This window comes from Acidovorax sp. 59 (assembly GCF_002754175.1).
In the GTDB taxonomy this organism is placed as follows: domain Bacteria; phylum Pseudomonadota; class Gammaproteobacteria; order Burkholderiales; family Burkholderiaceae_C; genus Acidovorax; species Acidovorax delafieldii.
The window spans coordinates 2,774,880-2,793,186 of the sequence record NZ_PEET01000001.1; the positions used below are offsets into that span (position 1 = coordinate 2,774,880).

At 63.4% G+C, this 18,307-nt stretch carries 18 protein-coding genes; 2 read left to right on the forward strand and 16 right to left on the reverse strand.

The features are described from left to right. Positions 1 to 47: 47 nt before the first annotated feature. The 4 genes from CLU87_RS12560 to hemN form a co-directional block, all read right to left on the reverse strand. Complete coding sequence (locus CLU87_RS12560; RefSeq protein ID WP_056064368.1) at positions 48 to 2,492, reverse strand: bifunctional diguanylate cyclase/phosphodiesterase; 2,445 nt, start codon at positions 2,490 to 2,492, stop codon at positions 48 to 50. Continuing rightward, the gene (locus tag CLU87_RS12565; protein WP_099730649.1) at positions 2,489 to 3,811 is read right to left on the reverse strand and encodes an HD-GYP domain-containing protein; all 1,323 of its coding nucleotides are present in this window, start codon (positions 3,809 to 3,811) and stop codon (positions 2,489 to 2,491) included. Before CLU87_RS12565 ends, CLU87_RS12560 begins: the two co-directional genes overlap by 4 nt. 203 nt (positions 3,812 to 4,014) lie before the next feature. Beyond that, entirely contained in the window at positions 4,015 to 4,740 is a 726-nt protein-coding gene (locus tag CLU87_RS12570) for a sulfite exporter TauE/SafE family protein (protein WP_099730650.1), read from the reverse strand. 5 nt (positions 4,741 to 4,745) lie between these two features. Then, the gene (hemN, locus tag CLU87_RS12575; RefSeq protein WP_099730651.1) at positions 4,746 to 6,128 is read right to left on the reverse strand and encodes an oxygen-independent coproporphyrinogen III oxidase; all 1,383 of its coding nucleotides are present in this window, start codon (positions 6,126 to 6,128) and stop codon (positions 4,746 to 4,748) included. A gap of 189 nt (positions 6,129 to 6,317) precedes the next feature. Between hemN and fnr the strand changes: the two genes are divergently transcribed. After that, positions 6,318 to 7,040: a fumarate/nitrate reduction transcriptional regulator Fnr gene (fnr, locus tag CLU87_RS12580; RefSeq protein ID WP_015014806.1), complete on the forward strand. Its 723-nt coding sequence runs from the start codon at positions 6,318 to 6,320 to the stop codon at positions 7,038 to 7,040. Between the two features lie 110 nt (positions 7,041 to 7,150). On the opposite strand, the gene CLU87_RS12585 is transcribed toward fnr, so the two are convergent. The 9 genes from CLU87_RS12585 to CLU87_RS12625 all read right to left on the reverse strand — a co-directional run bounded on the left by CLU87_RS12585 (position 7,151) and on the right by CLU87_RS12625 (position 15,267). After that, positions 7,151 to 7,444 (reverse strand): hypothetical protein, encoded by a 294-nt coding sequence (locus tag CLU87_RS12585; protein WP_056064380.1) that lies wholly within the window; start codon positions 7,442 to 7,444, stop codon positions 7,151 to 7,153. A 57-nt stretch (positions 7,445 to 7,501) separates the two neighbouring features. Next, the gene (locus CLU87_RS12590; RefSeq protein ID WP_056064383.1) at positions 7,502 to 7,780 is read right to left on the reverse strand and encodes a FixH family protein; all 279 of its coding nucleotides are present in this window, start codon (positions 7,778 to 7,780) and stop codon (positions 7,502 to 7,504) included. A gap of 64 nt (positions 7,781 to 7,844) precedes the next feature. Further along, a complete protein-coding gene (gene ccoG / locus CLU87_RS12595; protein WP_099730652.1) occupies positions 7,845 to 9,290 on the reverse strand; it encodes a cytochrome c oxidase accessory protein CcoG in 1,446 nt (481 codons plus the stop codon). Positions 9,291 to 9,371: 81 nt separating this feature from the next. Beyond that, positions 9,372 to 10,286, reverse strand: coding sequence for a cytochrome-c oxidase, cbb3-type subunit III (gene ccoP / locus CLU87_RS12600; RefSeq protein ID WP_056064389.1), 915 nt, complete (start codon positions 10,284 to 10,286; stop codon positions 9,372 to 9,374). A 24-nt stretch (positions 10,287 to 10,310) separates the two neighbouring features. Further along, entirely contained in the window at positions 10,311 to 10,448 is a 138-nt protein-coding gene (locus CLU87_RS12605) for a CcoQ/FixQ family Cbb3-type cytochrome c oxidase assembly chaperone (protein WP_015014811.1), read from the reverse strand. 16 nt (positions 10,449 to 10,464) lie between these two features. Further along, positions 10,465 to 11,097: a cytochrome-c oxidase, cbb3-type subunit II gene (ccoO, locus tag CLU87_RS12610; RefSeq protein WP_056747154.1), complete on the reverse strand. Its 633-nt coding sequence runs from the start codon at positions 11,095 to 11,097 to the stop codon at positions 10,465 to 10,467. Between the two features lie 18 nt (positions 11,098 to 11,115). Beyond that, positions 11,116 to 12,555, reverse strand: coding sequence for a cytochrome-c oxidase, cbb3-type subunit I (gene ccoN, locus CLU87_RS12615; RefSeq protein ID WP_099730653.1), 1,440 nt, complete (start codon positions 12,553 to 12,555; stop codon positions 11,116 to 11,118). Between the two features lie 64 nt (positions 12,556 to 12,619). Beyond that, on the reverse strand, positions 12,620 to 12,757 hold the full coding sequence (gene ccoS, locus CLU87_RS12620; RefSeq protein ID WP_010460651.1) for a cbb3-type cytochrome oxidase assembly protein CcoS: 138 nt from the start codon (positions 12,755 to 12,757) through the stop codon (positions 12,620 to 12,622). After that, on the reverse strand, positions 12,757 to 15,267 hold the full coding sequence (locus CLU87_RS12625; protein ID WP_233193869.1) for a cation-translocating P-type ATPase: 2,511 nt from the start codon (positions 15,265 to 15,267) through the stop codon (positions 12,757 to 12,759). The genes ccoS and CLU87_RS12625 overlap by 1 nt, the downstream gene beginning before the upstream one ends. A gap of 108 nt (positions 15,268 to 15,375) precedes the next feature. Here CLU87_RS12625 and CLU87_RS12630 point away from each other — a divergent pair, with 108 nt between their 5' ends. Beyond that, positions 15,376 to 15,819: a universal stress protein gene (locus tag CLU87_RS12630; RefSeq protein ID WP_056747152.1), complete on the forward strand. Its 444-nt coding sequence runs from the start codon at positions 15,376 to 15,378 to the stop codon at positions 15,817 to 15,819. Between the two features lie 122 nt (positions 15,820 to 15,941). Here CLU87_RS12630 and CLU87_RS12635 read toward each other — a convergent pair whose 3' ends face one another. Genes CLU87_RS12635 through CLU87_RS12645 form a run of 3 tightly spaced genes read right to left on the reverse strand, consistent with a single transcriptional unit; the run spans position 15,942 to position 18,300 of the window. Next, positions 15,942 to 16,655, reverse strand: a complete 714-nt coding sequence (locus tag CLU87_RS12635; RefSeq protein ID WP_099730654.1) for an ABC transporter ATP-binding protein — start codon at positions 16,653 to 16,655, stop codon at positions 15,942 to 15,944. After that, complete coding sequence (locus CLU87_RS12640) at positions 16,652 to 17,422, reverse strand: ABC transporter ATP-binding protein (RefSeq protein ID WP_082615539.1); 771 nt, start codon at positions 17,420 to 17,422, stop codon at positions 16,652 to 16,654. Before CLU87_RS12640 ends, CLU87_RS12635 begins: the two co-directional genes overlap by 4 nt. Beyond that, a complete protein-coding gene (locus tag CLU87_RS12645; RefSeq protein WP_099730655.1) occupies positions 17,419 to 18,300 on the reverse strand; it encodes a branched-chain amino acid ABC transporter permease in 882 nt (293 codons plus the stop codon). The genes CLU87_RS12640 and CLU87_RS12645 overlap by 4 nt, the downstream gene beginning before the upstream one ends. Between the last annotated feature and the right edge of the window lie 7 nt (positions 18,301 to 18,307).

Below are 18,307 nucleotides of genomic sequence, written 5' to 3' on the forward strand. Positions count from 1 at the left end.
TCGGCCGTCTGCCGAGCCGCAGCCTCCGGTCGCTGAGCGCTGGAGCTTCAGGTGCTCAGCGGTCGGTGACGCCCCTGGGCCTTCAGCGGCAGGGGTTGGCTCAGCATGGCGCGGAACTGGTCTGCCGGCAGCCCCGGCGCACACAAAAAGCCCTGGTAGTGCTCGCACTGCATTTGCTGCAGCACCGCCTGCTGGGTTTCAGTCTCCACCCCTTCGGCCACCACTTCGATGTGCATGGCGCGGCCCATGCTGATGATGGCGCTGACAATGGCACGGTCGCCGTCGTCGTCGGGCAGGCCGCGCACAAAGGACTGGTCGATCTTCAGCTTGTGAATGGGTAGTTTCTTGAGATAGGCCAGGCTCGAATAGCCGGTGCCGAAATCGTCGATCGCCAGGCCAATGCCCAGGTCGGCCAGCACGCGCAGGCGCTGCTCCATCTCCTGTGCATCCTGCAGCAGGATGGTTTCTGTCAGTTCCAGCTCCAGCAACGTCGGTGGCAGCTGATGCACCGCCAGCAGGCGCGTGATGCGGTCCACAAAATCGGGCTGGCGAAACTCCAGCGCAGACACGTTCACGGAAATCATGATGGGCGTGCCGCTGTGCATCCACAAGGCGGCCTCGCGCACCGCTTGCTCCATCACCCAGGCGCCCAGCGTCACGATGTAACCTGATTCTTCGGCCAAGGGAATGAACACTGCGGGCGACACGGCGCCGAACTCTGCATCCGTCCAGCGCAACAGCGCCTCGGCGCCGGTGATGCGCCCGGTCGCCATGTTGACCTGAGGCTGGTAGTGCACAGCCATGCGCTGCAGACCCAGCGCCTGGCGCATCGCATGTTCCATCTGCATGCGCGCAAGCAGGTTGGCGTTCATCTGCGGCTGGTAGAAGCCATAACTGCCGCGCCCACGCTCCTTGACGCGGTACATCGCGGTGTCGGACTGCTTGATGAGGTCGTCCAGCGTAGCGCCATCTTGCGGGTACAGCGCAATACCGATGCTGCACTGGATCGAAAAGCCCATGCTGTCGAGCATGAAGGGCTTGAGCATGTCGTCCAGAATCCGGCGCGCCACGCTCTCCGCAACGGATGCGTCGCCACCGTGCAGGTAGATGACAAATTCATCCCCCCCCAGACGGCACAGCATGTCGGTTTGCCGCAAACAGGTCTGCAGGCGCTCGGCCACCAATTGCAGCACCCGGTCCCCAAAGGGGTGCCCCAGAGAGTCATTGATGATCTTGAATCGGTCCATGTCCAAGAACAGGATCGCAAAGCCGGTATCGCTCTGGCGTGCTCCCTGGATGGCGGTATCCACGCGCTGAGACAGCAGCAGGCGGTTGGGCAGACCGGTGAGGGCATCGCTGTAGGCCAGCTCTTCGATTCGCTTTTGTGCGGCGTGCTGCAGTGTGAGGTCGCGCATGAAGCCAATGCTTTGAACCAGCCGCCCTTCATCATCCCGCAGGGCCACCCAGGACAACTGGACAGCACAATACGCGCCGTTGTCACGGGGCAGCCACAACTCGCCTTCCCAGAAGCCATCCTGCGCCCAGCCCTGCAGGACCTGCTCCATGAACGAGGCATCCGAGCCACCGCCAAAGAGCGAGGCCGCCACACAGCCTTCAAATCCCTTGGCCGTGGGCCCCACGAGCCGCTCACACCCCGGATTCATGCGCATGATGCGGTGCTGGCTGTCTGCGATGAAGATCGCATCCAGACTGGACTCGAACACGCGCGCAGCCAGGCGAAGGCTGGCCTGGATCTCGGTCTGGCGGGTAATGTCCCGGAACGAATACACCCGGCCCACCGCACGGCCCTGGCTGAACTGCGGCACCGTGCGCATCTCCAGCACCACACCATTGCGCAACTCGACGATATCGGTGCTCTCTTGCGTCGGCTCGCGGTCGATGGCTGCCAAGCGCTCTGCATACAAACGGGCGTCTGCCACCTGGTCCGCCATGAAGGCGTATACCGCAGCATCGTCACGCTCTACCAGCAGCTGGCGCGGCAGGTTCCACAGTTGCGCCAGGCGCTGGTTGAATGCCCGCACACCGCCGTCCAGTCCACACACCAGCATGCCGTCGGCAGCGGAATCCAGCGTGGCACGCAACTCAGAAAGCAATGTCTCCAACTCGCGCTCGGTGGTCTCCTGGCGGCTGCGGTCCAGCATGGTCAGCAGCAGCACACTGGTGCCACTCGCCCCCCAGGGCACTCGCCGGACGCAACGCTGCACCGGTACCAGACTGCCATCGGCACGCAGCAAACTGGTGTGGGCAGGAACGCCTTGGGCAATCACATCGGCCGGCTCGGACCAGAACGCCAGCTCCTGAGGCGTGCTGGCCAGATCCAGCACCGACCGCCCCTGCATGTCGGCGGCAGACAGCCCTGTCAGACGCTCGGCGCCTGCGTTGGCTTGCAGAATGTGCTGGTTTGTCTCATCCAGCAGCCACACGGCCTCCTGCAGGCCATCAAGCCATCCGAGCGATTGCAAGTCGTTCACGCCGAGGCCTCGTCAGGGCCGGGACTGACCGCTCGCTCAAAAAAGTAACAGATCCGCTGTCGAGGCGACAGGTAGTCCAGCGCGTCACGCGGGAGCTGCGCGGGCTTGAGGCTGCGCCGTATGCCCAGTTCAGGTACGGTTTCCAGATCCAGTATCGGCGCTTCTTCCTTCGGTACGCGCGGATCGTGCACGATGACCTTGGGCCGCAGGGGCCGCGACGAGTTGACCGATGCCACGATGGCATACCGGTCGTTGACCAACTGCACGATGGAGCCGGGCGGGTACACCCCCATCATGCGAATGAAAGCCCCCAGGACCACGGAATCAAACCGCGCCTTGAGCTGGGCAAAGATGACGGATAGCGCCTCATGCGGGGTCAGCGCCGTCACACCCATGGCCGGGTTGCACATCCGGTCGTATTGATTGACCAGGGCCAGGACCTGGCTCATGCGCCCCAGGTCAGGCCCCTTCAAGCGTTGGGGAAACCCGCTGCCGTCACACATCTCGTGGTGCCGGGCCACTGCAGTCAGTACCGCATCGGCAAACCCCATGCGTTTGGCCAAGGCCACGGATTCCACCACGTGGGTCTCGTAGCGCGTGCGCTCCATGGGGATCATGGAGGGCGTAGGCTGACGCAGATTGGGCGGCAGCTTGAGCTTGCCGATGTCATGGATCAACGCGGCAACACCCAGATCGTGCAGCTCCTCGCTTTTCATGCCCAGGGACCGACCCAGCAGCAGCGATATCACCATCACATTGATCGGATGCAATCCGTTGCGCTCGCCCACCCCCTCGGACAGCAGCCGAATGACGGAGTCGCCGTTTTCCAGCAGTTCGGTAACACACCCCGATACCAGTGCCTCCCCCTTGGCCCTGGCCTGGTCCGGATGCTCTGACACCGTGCGCTCCATGGACTGGTACTGCCGCGTGGCTTCCGAGAAACGCTGGTTGCAGGCAGTCAAGGCCCGGTTTTGCGCTTCCAGCAGCTCGCGGCGACGCTGTGCCTCGGGGTCCACGACAGTGGTCGTGCCAGGCCCGGGCGCATCCAGGCCGTTGGGCGGCGGCACTGTCATTTCAGGTACGCTCCAGGCGGCCGGCACCAGCTCCTGGAGTTCAGGATCGCTCTTCTTGGGGACGTAACGCACCTCGGTCAGTCCCAGCTCCCGCAAGGTGGTGATCTGCTCCGACGACGCCACCCGAAAACTGCTGGTCGGGAACGGATGATGCATCCAGCCCACGTCGAGCTGGATGTACATGCCGACACGCAGTTGGCTGATGTCGATGAGGATGGATGAGTTCACGTCAGGCGCACGATACATGGCGACATCAATGCCACCAATAGTTACGCAGATTATCACCAGTTCCAGTGACGTGGCGAAGAACCGGCAGGCCGCGCAGCGATCCGGCAACACTTGACTGAAAGCGGGCCTGGCTGGACCACCCCAGTCCCCGCGACAAAGGCATCGCCCACCTTCCAGCCGCGGGGCGACTGGGTTCATGTGGACGGATCAGCGCCGCGCGCTCAGCGGCACCAGAGCGACGGCTTGTAAATGAGATCCATCCACAGTGCCCAGGCAGCTACCGCGCACAGCATGGCGCCTGCGGCCCTCGTACCCCACTGCGCCCGCGCGAGATTCAGGCGGTTGCGAAGGCTGCCCCAAGCCCAGGGGCCGCCCACCAGCCACACCCCACTGCCCACGGCAAACAGCGCCATGGTGAGGGCCCCCTCCAGCGCCCCCCCGCTGAGCGCCGCGACCAACAGGGCCGAATAGAGCAGTCCACAAGGCATCAGTGCCCACAGGACCCCGGCCGCCATCACTCCGCCCGGAGCCCCGACCAGCGGACGAACACGCGCCCACACGGAGCGGCCCGCCTGCTCCACCCAGGCAGGCTGCCGAGACTGCACCATCATCATGAGCCCCCAGGCCATCACCGCCACATGCATGAGTGTCCAGGCGGGGCGCAGCGCGCTGGTTTGCTGGGTCAGCCATGCCAGACTGTCCATGGCCAAGGCCGCCAGTGCACCTGCGCTGGCATACCCCACCAGGCGCCCTGCGTGAAAGGCCATGGTGCGCTGCAGCGCACCGCCACGCGGCGCCCAGCGCACCTCCTGCTCCGCGCCACCGTCCGCCTGTGCTGCGCCGCCCTGCCGCACCAATGCTCCGCAGGGCGCGGAACACATGACCAAGCAATGGGACCCGCCGGCGAGTCCCATGAGCAAAGCGGTCCAGCCAACAGTGGCAAGCATAGGTGTCAGATGATGCGCGAAAACCGGGCGCGGTTGCGGTCTGCCTGCAGATAACGGTCAAAAACCATGGCGATACCGCGCACGAAGAACCACCCGGTGGCGGTCACTTCAATGCCCTCCGGCCCCACCCGTACCAGCCCCTGCTCCTGCATACCCTCCAGCTGCGCCAACTCTGCTGCGAAGTACTGGCGGAAATCGATCAGCCACGCCTGCTCCATCGGCTCGAACAGCAGCTCGCCCTGGCACATCAGGGCCATGATGGCCGCGCGGCGCACCAGGTCGTCGCGGGTCAGGGCCAGCCCGCGGACCACAGGTAGCCGCCCTTGGTCCAGGAAGTCGTAGTACTCGTCCAGCGTCTTGGAGTTCTGGCTGTAAGTCGCCCCTACCCGGCCGATGGCCGATACGCCCAGTCCAATCAGGTCGCAGTCTGGCTGCGTGCTGTAGCCCTGGAAGTTGCGGTGCAAGCGTCCCTGGCGCTTGGCCACGGCCAGTGCGTCGGTAGGCAGAGCAAAGTGGTCCATGCCCACATAGACATACCCAGCGTCCATGAACGCATCGAGTGAGCGCGAGAGCATGGACAGCTTGCTCGCGCCTGTGGGCAATTCGGCGGAGATGATGCGACGCTGTGGCTTGAAACGCTCCGGCAAGTGTGCATAGGCATACAACGCAATGCGGTCAGGCCGCAGCTGCGCCACCTGCGCCAGCGTGCGGTCAAAAGACTCTGGCGTCTGGCGCGGCAGGCCGTAGATCAGGTCCACGTTCACCGAATCAAAGCCCAGCGAGCGGGCGGACTCCACCAGCGCAAAAACCTGCTCTGCAGGCTGAATGCGGTGCACGGCCTTTTGCACTTCGGCATCAAAGTCCTGCACGCCAAAACTCAGGCGGTTAAAACCCAATTCAGCCAGGAGCGCCAGACGCTCGGAGTTGACCGTGCGCGGATCCACTTCGATCGAGTATTCGCCCCCGGGCGCCAGCGTGAAGCTGCGCTTGAGCATGGCCATCAGCTCCCGCAAGCCCGCATCTGAGAGGAAGGTGGGCGTGCCACCGCCCAGGTGCAATTGACTCACCACCTGTCCTACGCCACAGTGCGCGGTGTGCAGGTCGATCTCGCGGCTCAGGTAGCGCAAGTAGACCTCGGCGCGGTCATGGTGTTTGGTGATGATCTTGTTGCAGGCGCAGTAGTAGCACAGGGATTCGCAAAACGGGATGTGCACGTACAGGGACAGCGGCATGGTCTTGGCCAGCGTGCCCGAACGGCGCTGTTGCAGCGCCAGCACATAATCTTCCTGACCGAAGGCCTCCACAAATCGGTCGGCCGTTGGATAGGACGTATAACGGGGCCCTGGCACGTCAAAGCGGCGCAGAAGATCTGGCGAAACAGCAGTCATGGGGAAATTTCCTTGCGTACACCTTGACTGTGCCGTAGGCTCCGGGACATGTCCTTGACCTGCATCAAGTGAACCAACAAGCGATACGGCGACAATTTGATGAAGGTCAGCTGCTCGCCCGCGCCCTGTATTCAGGTTCGTGTACGGCAAGCACGATATGCTCGACCAACAACCCAAGTCCATGTGCCTATGAACCCGCTCACCATCAAAGTCGCCTGCTCCAACTGCAACCTCCGCGAGCTGTGCATGCCCGTGGGCTTGAACGAAGAGCAGCTCCAGCGCATTGACGAGGTGGTTGCCGTCCGTCGCAAAGTCAAACGCGGAGGCACGCTGTTTCGCAATGGCGAGTCCTTCACGTCCCTGTATGCCATCCGCACCGGGTTCTTCAAGACCTGCGTGGCCACAGAAGACGGTCGCGACCAGGTCACGGGCTTTCAGATGGCGGGCGAGATCATCGGGCTCGACGGCATCGTCAATGACCACCATACCTGTGATGCGGTGGCACTTGAAGACGCCGAAGTGTGTGTCATGCCCTTCGACCGCATTGAAGAGCTGTCACGCGAAGTCACAGCCCTGCAGCACCACGTGCACAAGATCATGAGTCGCGAGATCGTGCGCGAGCACGGCGTGATGTTGCTGCTGGGCAGCATGCGTGCCGAGGAACGCCTGGCCGCCTTTTTGCTGAACCTGGTGCAGCGCCTGCATGCACGGGGCTTCTCGCAGTCGGAACTGGTGTTGCGCATGACGCGCGAAGAAATCGGCAGCTACCTCGGCCTCAAACTCGAAACGGTCAGCCGGACCTTCTCCAAGTTTGTGGAAGAAGGGATCGTGGAAGTCAAACAGCGCCATGTGCGCATTCTCGACACCGATGCCCTGCGACGCATCGTGAACAGCCAGCAGACCTGCCACTGACGACACTGACACTGAACCACTTCCACGCAGAGGGTCGGTTCAGCACAAAGTACAACCATCTCTTGCGAAACGGCATGCATTGCATGCCCAGACAAGCAGGCGAAAAGGGCTCAGGGGCAGGACGATGTCTTGCGGCAATCGTCGGGGCGCTCCCCATCGGGCACCGGGCACCGGTTGACCTCGAACGGAGACATGGACAGCAGTGTCGTCAATGCGCTCGTGGCCATGGTGATAGCCCAAAACACAAAAAATGCGAGGGTGTACACCCCTTGCCGTGACAGCGCCAAGGGCTGACCGAACCAGTGCAGGTCCTGGGGGTCCACCATGGCAAAAACCAGCATCTCCAGCACGCCCGCCATCAAGAAGGCGGGCCATGCAATCCACATCAGGCGTTGCGTCCACATATCGGTTCTGTCTCCTGGTGCTGCCTGGGGTCGCTGGGGGCAGCGACCGGAGGGTTGTCAGCGTGGTTGGTCTTGCACGGGGGTGGCCGCATGGTTGCGGGCCTTGAGTGCCGGTGCCAGGCTTTTCTCCGGCGCCACCAAGGTCTTATTGATCTCAATGCCCTGGCGGTAGTAATCCTCGGCCACCACCGGGTCAGGCCGAGAAATCGCCAGCCACAGCGTCACAAAGCCAGCCACGATCACGATGGCAGGCCCGGCAATCACCAGCCACACATGGCCGAACTTCCACCAGGGCACGGGAACTGCCGGTGTCGCGATGGCAGGGTTTGAAGACATGGTGCTCTACTCCTCAACAATATCGGTCAAAGTGCGGCCCTGAAAGGCCCCACCGGGATGCCGCTCAACGCGGCACAAGAAACACGGATTTTTCCGTCACGTGGGCAGCTGCCCCTACGGCCTGCACGTCAAACTGAACCGCATGCGAGCCCGACGTGGCGGAACCGTACGGAATCTGCAAACGCACGGCCACCCAGCGCGACTCTGCTGCGCCAATATCCACTTCGGCCTCGGAGGCCACCTCCAGCCCCTCCAGTCCACGCGCACTGATGCGGTAGCGCTGTTCGCCCTCCGTGGCATTCATGATCTGCAGCCGGTAAATATTCTCCAGTTTGCCCCCCGCCACAATGCGCGAGAGCGCGGCCCGGTCACGCACGACATCCACCTTCAGCGGTGTGCGCACCACCAGGCTGGCCAGCATGGCAACGCACAGTGCTACCAGCACGGCGGTGTAGATCAGCACACGGGGACGCAACACGCGACGCAGCATCTGGGACTGCGTCCAGCGCTTGGCCACGCCGTTCTGGGTGGAATAGCGGATCAGGCCACGCGGGTACTGCATCTTGTCCATCACCGTATTGCAGGCGTCCACACACAACCCGCAACCAATGCACTCATATTGCAAGCCCTTGCGGATATCGATGCCCACCGGACAGACCTGCACACACAGCGAGCAGTCAATGCAGTCGCCAAGTCCCTGGGCCTTGTAGTCAATGTTCTTCTTGCGCGGGCCGCGCTGCTCGCCACGCTCAGGGTCGTAGGTGACGATGAGCGTGTCTTTATCAAACATTGCGCTCTGAAAGCGCGCATAGGGACACATGTACTTGCAGACCTGCTCACGCATGAAGCCTGCGTTGCCGTAGGTGGCAAAACCGTAGAACAGCACCCAGAAAATCTGCCAGCCGCCTTCAAACGCCAGCAGCTCGCTGCCCAGTTCGCGGATGGGCACGAAGTACCCCACGAAAGTGAACCCAGTCCACAGGGCCACGGTGATCCACACCACCTGCTTGAGAAATTTTTTGCGGATCTTCTCGAACGTCCAGGGACCATTGTCCAGACGGAGGCGGGCACTGCGATCGCCTTCGATCTTGTGCTCGATCCACATGAACATTTCGGTGTACACCGTCTGCGGACAGGCAAAGCCACACCACAGGCGCCCTGCCACGGCGGTGAAAAGGAACAGCGACAGCGCCGAAATGATCAGAAGGCCGGTGAGATAGATGAAATCCTGCGGATAGAGCACCAGGCCAAAGATGTAGAACCTGCGAGCCCCGAGATCAAACAGCACCATCTGGCGCTGGCCCCATTCAAACCACGGCAGCCCGTAAAACACCAGCTGCGTCAAAAGCACCATGCCCCAACGCCAGCGCGCAAACAATCCGCTGATCGAGCGCGGGTAGATCTTCTTTTGCGCTTCGTACAGCGAGATGATCTCGCCCGCAGAGGACGCATCGGCGGCGACTGGCGTAATCGGGATGACCTTGCGAGCAGGCTCGCTGGGTGTGCTCATGGTGTCGCTTTATGAACGGAGGACAGGCTTACTCTGAAAAGAAAACCCGGGCAGTGCCTCAAGCACCGCCCGGTGGACATATCAACGTGCAGCCACCTGCTTGTTCGACAGGCCCCACACATAGGCAGAGAGTACGCCGATCTGCGCCTCGGTCAACTTCTCGGCCTGTGCAGGCATCTGGTTGACCTTTCCGTTATTGATCATGGCCGTGATGGCAGCCTCGCCCCAGCCATGCAGCCAGATATCGTCGGTCAGATTGGGTGCACCCAGTGCCTGGTTGCCCTTGCCATCCATGCCGTGGCAGGCCGCGCAAGCTGCAAATTTGGACTTGCCCAGCGATGCACGCAGCGAGTCGTGCGGGCTACCCGACAGGCTCAACACGTAATGCGACAGGTTGCGCACATCTTCTGGGGTGCCCACGGCCGCTGCCATGGGAGGCATGTTGCCGATGCGGCCCTTCTCCAGCGTCTCGCGGATCTTTTCGGGTGTGCCGCCATGCAGCCAGTCGTTGTCCGTCAGGTTCGGGAAGCCCTTGCTGCCGCGTGCATCCGAGCCGTGGCACTGCGCGCAGTTGTTCATGAACAAGCGCTCGCCAATGGCATGGGCCTGCGGGTCCTTGGCCACGTCTTCGGGCTTCATGGATACAAAGCGGGCATACAGGGGCTCCAGCTCCGTCTTGGCCTTGGCCATCTCGGCTTCGTACTCCCCCTTTTGCGTCCAGTTGAGCTTGCCGGTAAAGCTGCCCAGACCTGGGTAGGCAGCCAGGTAGCCCAGGCCAAAGACGATGGTGATGACGAACAGCCACACCCACCAGCGCGGCAGGGGGTTGTTCATTTCAACCAGGTCCTCGTCCCAGACATGGCCGGTGGTGTTGTCGGAGGTGGCAACCACCTTCTTGCGGCCTGCCATCCAAAGCAGGATGCCGCAGGCGATGATGCCGACCAGGGTCAGCGTGGTCACAAAGACCGACCAGAAATTGCTGGTGAAGTCACTCATGGGGTGTTCTCGTTCTGGTGAAGGTCAATCTGTCTCGAAAGGCAGCTGGGCTGCCTCGTCGAACCGGGCCTTGTTGCGGCCTCGGTAGGCCCAGACCCAGATGCCAATGAAGCAGGCCATCGATGCCAGGGTGGCGACGATGCGCATGGTGGTGATGTCCATGGGATATCTCCTTTGCTTACTTGAGCGCACGGCCCATGACTTGCAGGTAGGCGATGAGCGCGTCCTGCTCCGTCTTGCCCTTGACCTCGCCCGCCGCAGCGGTGATCTGCTCGTCGGTGTAAGGCACTCCCACGGTGCGCAGGGCCTTCATGCGTGGAGCCATCACTGCAGGGTCCACCTGGTTCTTTTCAAGCCAGGGGTACGCGGGCATGTTGGACTCGGGCACCACATCGCGGGGGTTGTTCAGGTGGATGCGATGCCATTCGTCGCTGTACTTGCCACCCACGCGGTGCAGGTCAGGCCCCGTGCGCTTGCTGCCCCACTGGAAGGGATGGTCATACACAAACTCGCCCGCCACCGAGTAGTGGCCGTAGCGCAGCGTCTCGGCGCGGAAGGGGCGGATCATCTGCGAATGGCAGTTGTAGCAACCCTCGCGGATGTAGATGTCGCGGCCCGCCAGCTGCAGGGCGTTGTAGGGCTCCACGCCCTTGACCGCCTCGGTCGTGGACTTCTGGAAGAACAGGGGCACGATCTCGACCAGACCACCAATGGCGATCACGATCAGGATGAGCACGATCATCAGAAAGTTGTTGGTCTCCACCTTTTCATGGGAGAAACCGGTCGAAGCAGATGTGTTGTTGTTGGACATGAATGATCTCCTTCGGACTCAAGCGTGGGCCGCGTTCACAGCAGGAATGGCCACCTTGACCGAACGGCCCGAGATGGCAGTCAGCCACACGTTCCAGGCCATGACCAGCATGCCGCCCAGGTACAGCAAGCCACCCGCCACACGGATCACATAAAAGGGATAGGTGGCCTTCACGCTTTCCACGAAGGTGTAGGTCAGGGTGCCGTCGGGGTTGACCGCGCGCCACATCAGGCCCTGCATCACGCCGGCAATCCACATCGCTGCGATGTACAGCACGATGCCGATGGTGGCCATCCAGAAGTGCAGCTCGATCGCCTTGACAGAGTGCATCTTGTCCTTGCCGAACAGGCGTGGCACCAGGTAGTACAGCGAACCCATCGAGATCAGACCCACCCAGCCCAGGGCGCCGGAGTGCACGTGGCCAATGGTCCAGTCGGTGTAGTGGCTCAGGGCATTGACGGTCTTGATGGACATCATCGGGCCCTCGAACGTGGACATGCCGTAGAACGACAGCGACACGATCAGGAAGCGCAGGATGGGGTCGTCACGCAGCTTGTGCCATGCACCCGACAGGGTCATGATGCCGTTGATCATGCCGCCCCAGCTGGGGGCCAGCAGGATGAGCGAGAACACCATGCCCACCGATTGCGTCCAGTCGGGCAGCGCGGTGTAGTGCAGGTGGTGTGGGCCGGCCCACATGTAGGTGAAGATCAGCGCCCAGAAGTGGACGATCGACAGGCGGTAGCTGTACACCGGACGGCCCGCCTGCTTGGGGATGAAGTAGTACATCATGCCCAGGAAGCCAGCGGTCAGGAAGAAGCCCACTGCATTGTGGCCGTACCACCATTGCACCATGGCGTCCTGCACACCGGCATAGGCCGAGTAGCTCTTCATCATGCCCGCAGGGATGGCTGCGCTGTTCACCAGGTGCAGCAGCGCCACGGCCAGGATGAAGGCACCAAAGAACCAGTTGGCCACATAGATGTGCTTGACCTTGCGGGTGCCAATGGTTCCGAAGAACACGATGGCATAGGACACCCAGACCAGCGTGATCAGGATGTCAATGGGCCATTCAAGTTCAGCGTATTCCTTGCCTTGGGTGTAGCCCATGGGCAGGCTGATGACCGCTGCCGCAATGACCAGCACCCAGCCCCAGAAGGTGAATGCGGCCAGTGGGCCAGCAAAAAGCCGGACCTGGCAGGTGCGCTGCACCACGTAGTAGCTGGTAGCAAACAGCGCGCTACCGCCAAAACCAAAGATCACCGCATTGGTGTGCAAAGGTCGCAAGCGGCCATAACTCAGCCACGGAATGCCAAAGTTGAGTTCTGGCCAAGCCAACTGGGCGGCGATGATGACGCCCACCAGCATGCCGACCACCCCCACCACCACGGCCAGGATAGAGAACTGCCGCACTACCGTATCGTTGTAGTGCGCAGCATTTGTTTTTGGAAAATCCATCGGGCACCTCTTTGTATTGCAGTAAGAGTTTGTTGCAGTCGCGGCTATCGGGCATTGACACAAGTCAACCGTCTCGGAGAATGCGCTCCCCCTCTTGTTCGACGCTCTCGAACTGGCCGTGGTACACGGCCCACCACAGGCCTCCCAGAATCAGGAGCACCAGCATCACGGACAGAGGAATCAGCAAATAAAGGATGTCCATCAGACAGGCTCCAGTGAGGTCTTCGAAAGATCAACGGGCGGCTGCGGCGCGCTGCCAGCCATGGGGTCGGGGCGTGCAGGCAACGCCACCGTGGGCAATGGCGCACTACTGGGCGAGCCATGCAAGGAAGGCAGGTCGCGCGCCAGGCGCGCTGCATTGAGCACCACCAGCAGCGAACTCAGCGCCATGCCCAGCCCGGCCAGCCAGGCGGGCATCCAGCCCAGCACCGCCAGCGGCACACACAGCGCGTTGTAGGCCGCAGCCCACCACAGGTTCTGGCGCACCACGCGCAGGGTGCGGCGTGCCAGCAGCACCGTCTGCGGCACCAGCACCAGGCTGTCGCCCAGCACCACAAAGTCCGCCCGGGACTGCGCCAGCGGCACTGCGCGGCCGAAGGCAAAAGAGACATGGGCCCCCGCAAGCACCGGGCCGTCATTGAGGCCATCGCCCACCATGGCCACGTGGTGTCCTTGCGACTGCAGTGCCTGCAGCGCGGCCAGCTTGCCCTGCGGAGTGCACTCGCCCTGGGCCTGGGCAATGCCCGCCTGCGCGGCCACCCGCTGCACTGCACCCCGGCGGTCACCCGACAGCAATTGCACGGCCACACCGTCCTGCTGCAAGGCGTGCACCACGGCGGAGGCCTCAGCCCGCAGGTCTTCCACCAGATCGAAGCGGGCCAGTTCGCACAAGGCTCCATCTGCCGATTGCTCAGAGAGCACGACCTGCAGCGCAGCACCGCCGGCATCGTTGGCAACGCCCGCATGGCGAGCAGAGCCCAAGCGGATCGTGCGAGCAACTGCTGCCCCGGTGGTGTCCTCCACGGTAGCAGTCAGCCCCTGCCCTGCATCCTCTTGCAGGCCCGTCACCTGCCAACGCCCCAGCGGCAGCTGCTGTGCAGAAGCCGCCGCAGCCAATGCCCGCGAAGCCGGGTGCATGGACTGGCGCGCGAGCGCTGCGGCCAGGTCCAGCGCCTCTTCTGCGCTGCAACCGCCCGCAGGATGCACCGCTTGCAGCGCCATACCGTCGCGGGTCAGCGTACCGGTCTTGTCAAACACCATGGTGTCCACCTGGGCCAGCGCCTCCAGCCCCTGCAGATTGCGCACCAGCACGCCGTGGCGCGCCAGCGTGCCTGCCGCCGTGAGCATGGCCACCGGGGTGGCCAGCGACAACGCGCACGGGCAGGTGACGATGAGCACGGCCACCCCCACCATCAGCGCATGCCCGGGGTCCGACGGCCACCAGTAGGCAACCGCCAGCGCCGCCGCCAGCAACACGGCGACCAGGAAAGGCCGCGCAATGCGGTCCGCCAGCTGCGCCAGCCGTGGCTTCTGCAGCGATGCGCTCTCCATCAGTGCCACGATCTGCGCAAAGCGGGTTTGCCCACCCGTGCCTTCCACCAGCACCTCGACCGGCGCCTGCAGGTTGTAGCTGCCCGCCGTCACGGCGCTGCCAACAGGGCGTGCAACGGGTGTGGATTCGCCCGTCAGCAGAGCCTCATCGGCGTGGGTGCTGCCTGCCGTGATGCGGCCGTCGGCGGGAAACGCCTCGCCGGGCAGCACACGGATGGTGTCCCCCACCACAATGCGCCGCGTGGCCACGCGGGTGAAGCTGCCATCCGCCGCGCGCCGCTCCACACTGTCGGGCAGGCGGTTCATCACGGCCTCCAGCGCACCCGCCGTTCGATCCCGCAGGCGCAGCTCCAGCCAGCGGCCGGTGAGCAGGAAGAACACGAACATGGTCAAGGAGTCGTAGTACACCTCCTTGCCAAAGATGCCTGCAGGGTCAAAAGTGCCAGCGGTGCTGACCACGAACGTGATGGCCATGCCCAACGCCACGGGCAGGTCCATGCTGACGCGGCGCAGGCGAATGTCGCGCAGCGCGCTGGTAAAAAATGGACCACAGGAAAACACCACCATGGGCAGCGTGATGACCCAGGAGGCCCAGCGCAACAGCTGCTCCATCTCGCCCGACAGGTCGCCCGGCTGTGCCACGTAGGCGGGCCACGCGTACATCATCACCTGCATCATGCAAAAGCCCGCCACCAGCCAGCGCCACAGCGCACGGCGGCTCTCGCGCAGGCGCTGGTCGCGCGCAAACGCATCCATGGCGGGCATGGCACGGTAACCCGCGTGGCGCACGGCCTCCATCCACTGCGACGGCAATACCCGGCCAGGCTGCCACACCACGCGCGCCCGGCGCGTAGCGGCGCTCACATCGGCTTGCAACACGCCGGGCACGGCCCGCAGGGCGTCTTCGATCGTGAGGGCACAGGCCGCGCAGTGCATGCCCTCCAGCACCACATGGGAGTCCCATGCGGTGGCTGCGGCGTCAGCGGCGACGCTGTCGGCTGCACCGCTGGGCAAAGGGCTACCGGCAGGGGTACAGGGTCGGCCGAACGCCAGCCATTCCTGGGGGTCATCCAGCAGCTCTACCCGCTGCGGCGGCACCGGATCTGCCACGCTGTCAGAAGGATGCACCGCAGAAGAAGCCGGCGCACCGGGTTGAAACATGGACATGGTTCAAGCCTATCTGTGGGGCATGACAACTACATTGACCTGGATCAAGCCCCGGAACATGATTCATCCTAAGCTTGTTCCATCACTTTGAGGAGCCCTTTTATGTACAAACGCATCCTGATCGCCACAGACGGATCCCCTCTGTCGGACAAAGCGGTGGAACATGGCCTGTCCCTGGCCGCACTGACCGGCGCCACCGTGGTCGCCCTCAAGGTGGTGCCCCGCTACCCCCGCAGCTACTTTGAAGGCGGCATGCCGGTGGACATGAACGACGTCAAACGCATCGAAGCCCAGTGGGGCGATGCTGCACAGGCCATGGTCGATGGCGTGAAAGCCCAGGGCGGCGCACAAGGCGTGACCGTGAAGGCCGTGGTCGCCAAGTCCGACCTGGTGGCCGAAGCCGTGATTGCAGCCGCCAAGAAGCACAAGTGCGACCTGATCGTGATGGCATCGCACGGCCGCAAGGGCCTCAAGCGCTTGCTGTTGGGCAGCGAAACGCAGCATGTGCTGACGCATTCGCATATCCCTGTGCTGGTGCTTCGTTAAGCATCAAAACAGCTACTAGCGCCAGTACAACATGCGCTAGTAGCTATTGAATATATAGCAGAACACCGAGCAGGCGTGCAGCCTCCTCGGTGTTCTTCATTGAGGGCTGGGTGCCCTGTGGCTCAGTGGTTGCCCAGGTAAAGCTGCGCCATGCGCTCATCGGCCAGCAGCCCCTGCGCCGGGCCCTGCAGCACGCAGCGCCCCTGGTCCAGGATGTAGCCCTGCTGGCTGATCTGCAGCGCCTGGCGCGCGCGCTGCTCCACCATCAGCACCGCCACGCCTGCGGCGGGCAGCTTTTGCACCATGTCAAACACCTTGCCGACCAGTGACGGTGCCAGCGCCGCCGTCGGTTCGTCCAGCACCATGATGCGCGGCGATGGCATGAGGGCCCGCGCAAAGGCGAGCTGCTGGCGCTCGCCGCCCGAGAGGTTGCTGGCGGGCTGAGGCAACCGTTCCACCAGCGCCGGAAAGTCGGCCAGCACCTCGTCCATGCGGCGCTTGATGTTTGCCACGCCGCGCACCACCAACAGGTTCTCGCGCACGGTGAGCGACGGGAACACATTGGCCACCTGCGGCACGTAGGCCAGCCCTGCGTCAAAGCGGTCTTCGGCCGACAAGGCCGTGATGTCGCGCCCACCCAGGTGGATGGTGCCCGCCACCCGTGGCAACAGGCCCAGCAGCGCCTTCACCAGCGTGGATTTGCCCGCACCGTTGGTGCCTGCAATGGTCACGATCTCGCCCGGCGCCACGGCCAGGTCAATGCCGTGGATGATGTCCACCTCGGAATACCCGCCGCGCAATTGCGCGATCTGCAGCAAGTTGTTTGCGCCGCTCATACCACCCCTCCCATGTAGGCTTCCTGCACACGCGGGTCGTCCAGCACCGTGTGCGGGTCACCCTCGGCCAGGATGGAGCCCCGGTCCATCACGATCATGCGGTTGGACAGCGACTTGAGCGCCTGCAGGTGGTGCTCGATCACGATGAACGCAATGCCCTGCCCGTTCAGCTCGCGCACACGGTCACAGATCTCTTCAATCAGCACCGGGTTCACCCCGGCAAACGGCTCATCCAGCAAGATGCAGCGCGGGTCCAGCATCAGCACCCGGCCCAGCTCCACCAGCTTCTTCTGCCCGCCCGACAAGCCCCCCGCCTTCACATCGCGCACCCGCGCCAGGTTCAAAAACTGGAGGATGCGGTCCGCCTTGGCAGACAGCTGCGCCTCGTGCTCGCGCAGACTGCGCGTCTGGAAGAAGGCATTCACCAGCCGCTCCCCTTGCGGGTTGGCGGCAGCCGCCATCAGGTTCTCGTGCACCGTGAGGCTCTTGAACTCGCGCGGAATCTGGAACGTGCGCACCAGCCCCAGCCGCGCGCGGCGGTAGGGGGGCATGCGGGTAATGTCCTGCCCTTCAAACTGGATCTGCCCCGCATCCGCTGGCTGCTGCCCGGCAATGGCCGCAAACAATGTGCTTTTGCCCGCACCGTTGGTGCCTGCAATGCCCAGAATCTCGCCCGCCCCCAGTTGCAGCGACACACCGTCCACCGCCTTGAAGCCGCCAAACTGCCGCGTGACGGCCTCCACTTTCAGCATCGTTGTTGCGGTCATTGGGTTTTGCCTCCAAACAGGCCGTTGGGCTTGTGCAGGGTGACCAGAATCAGCGCCAGGCCCACCGCAGCTAGGCGCAGGCTGGCCATGCCAACTTCTGACACGCCCGGCACCCAGTCCTTGGCAAAGCGCGAGCCCTCCAGAAACACCATGAGCAGCAGCGAGCCAAACACCGCACCACGCACCGTGCCCGAGCCGCCCATCACCAGCCCCATCCACACATAGAACGTGATGAGCGGGATGAACTGCTCTGGCGTGATGAAGGTGATGAAGTGCGCATAGAACGCCCCCGCCACGCCAGCCAGCGCCGCCCCCAGCATGAACACCTGCACCTTGAACCAGGCAGGGTCCTTGCCCAGGGCCGACAACGCGGGCTCATCGTCGCCAATGGCCTTGAGCAGCCGCCCAAACGGACTGGCCGCCAGGCGCACCGTGCCCCAGGCTACCACAGCAACCACGGCCAGCAGCGTGGCAAAAATCGCCATGTCCGACACGCCGCTGCCCCAGGACGCAAACAGCTTGGGCAAGCCGGGCAAGCCCTGCACGCCCTTGGTCAGCCAGCTTTCTTGCTGGATGGAGATGCGCACCGCCTCCGAAAAGCCCAGCGTCACGATGGCCAGGTAGTCATCGCGCAGTCGCAGCGACAGCAGGCCAATGGGCAGCGCCAGTAAGCCCGAGAGCACACCCGCCGCCACAAAACACAGCACCAGCGGCACGCCTTGCAGCGCCAGCAGGCCCGAGGTGTAGGCGCCCACGGCAAAGAACGCCACGACGCCAAAGTTGACCAGCCGGGTCAGGCCGAACTGCAGGTTCAGGCCCAGCGCCAGCAGGCAGTAGATAAGCGCAACGATGCCAATGGCACACAGGTAAGCAATCATCGGTCGA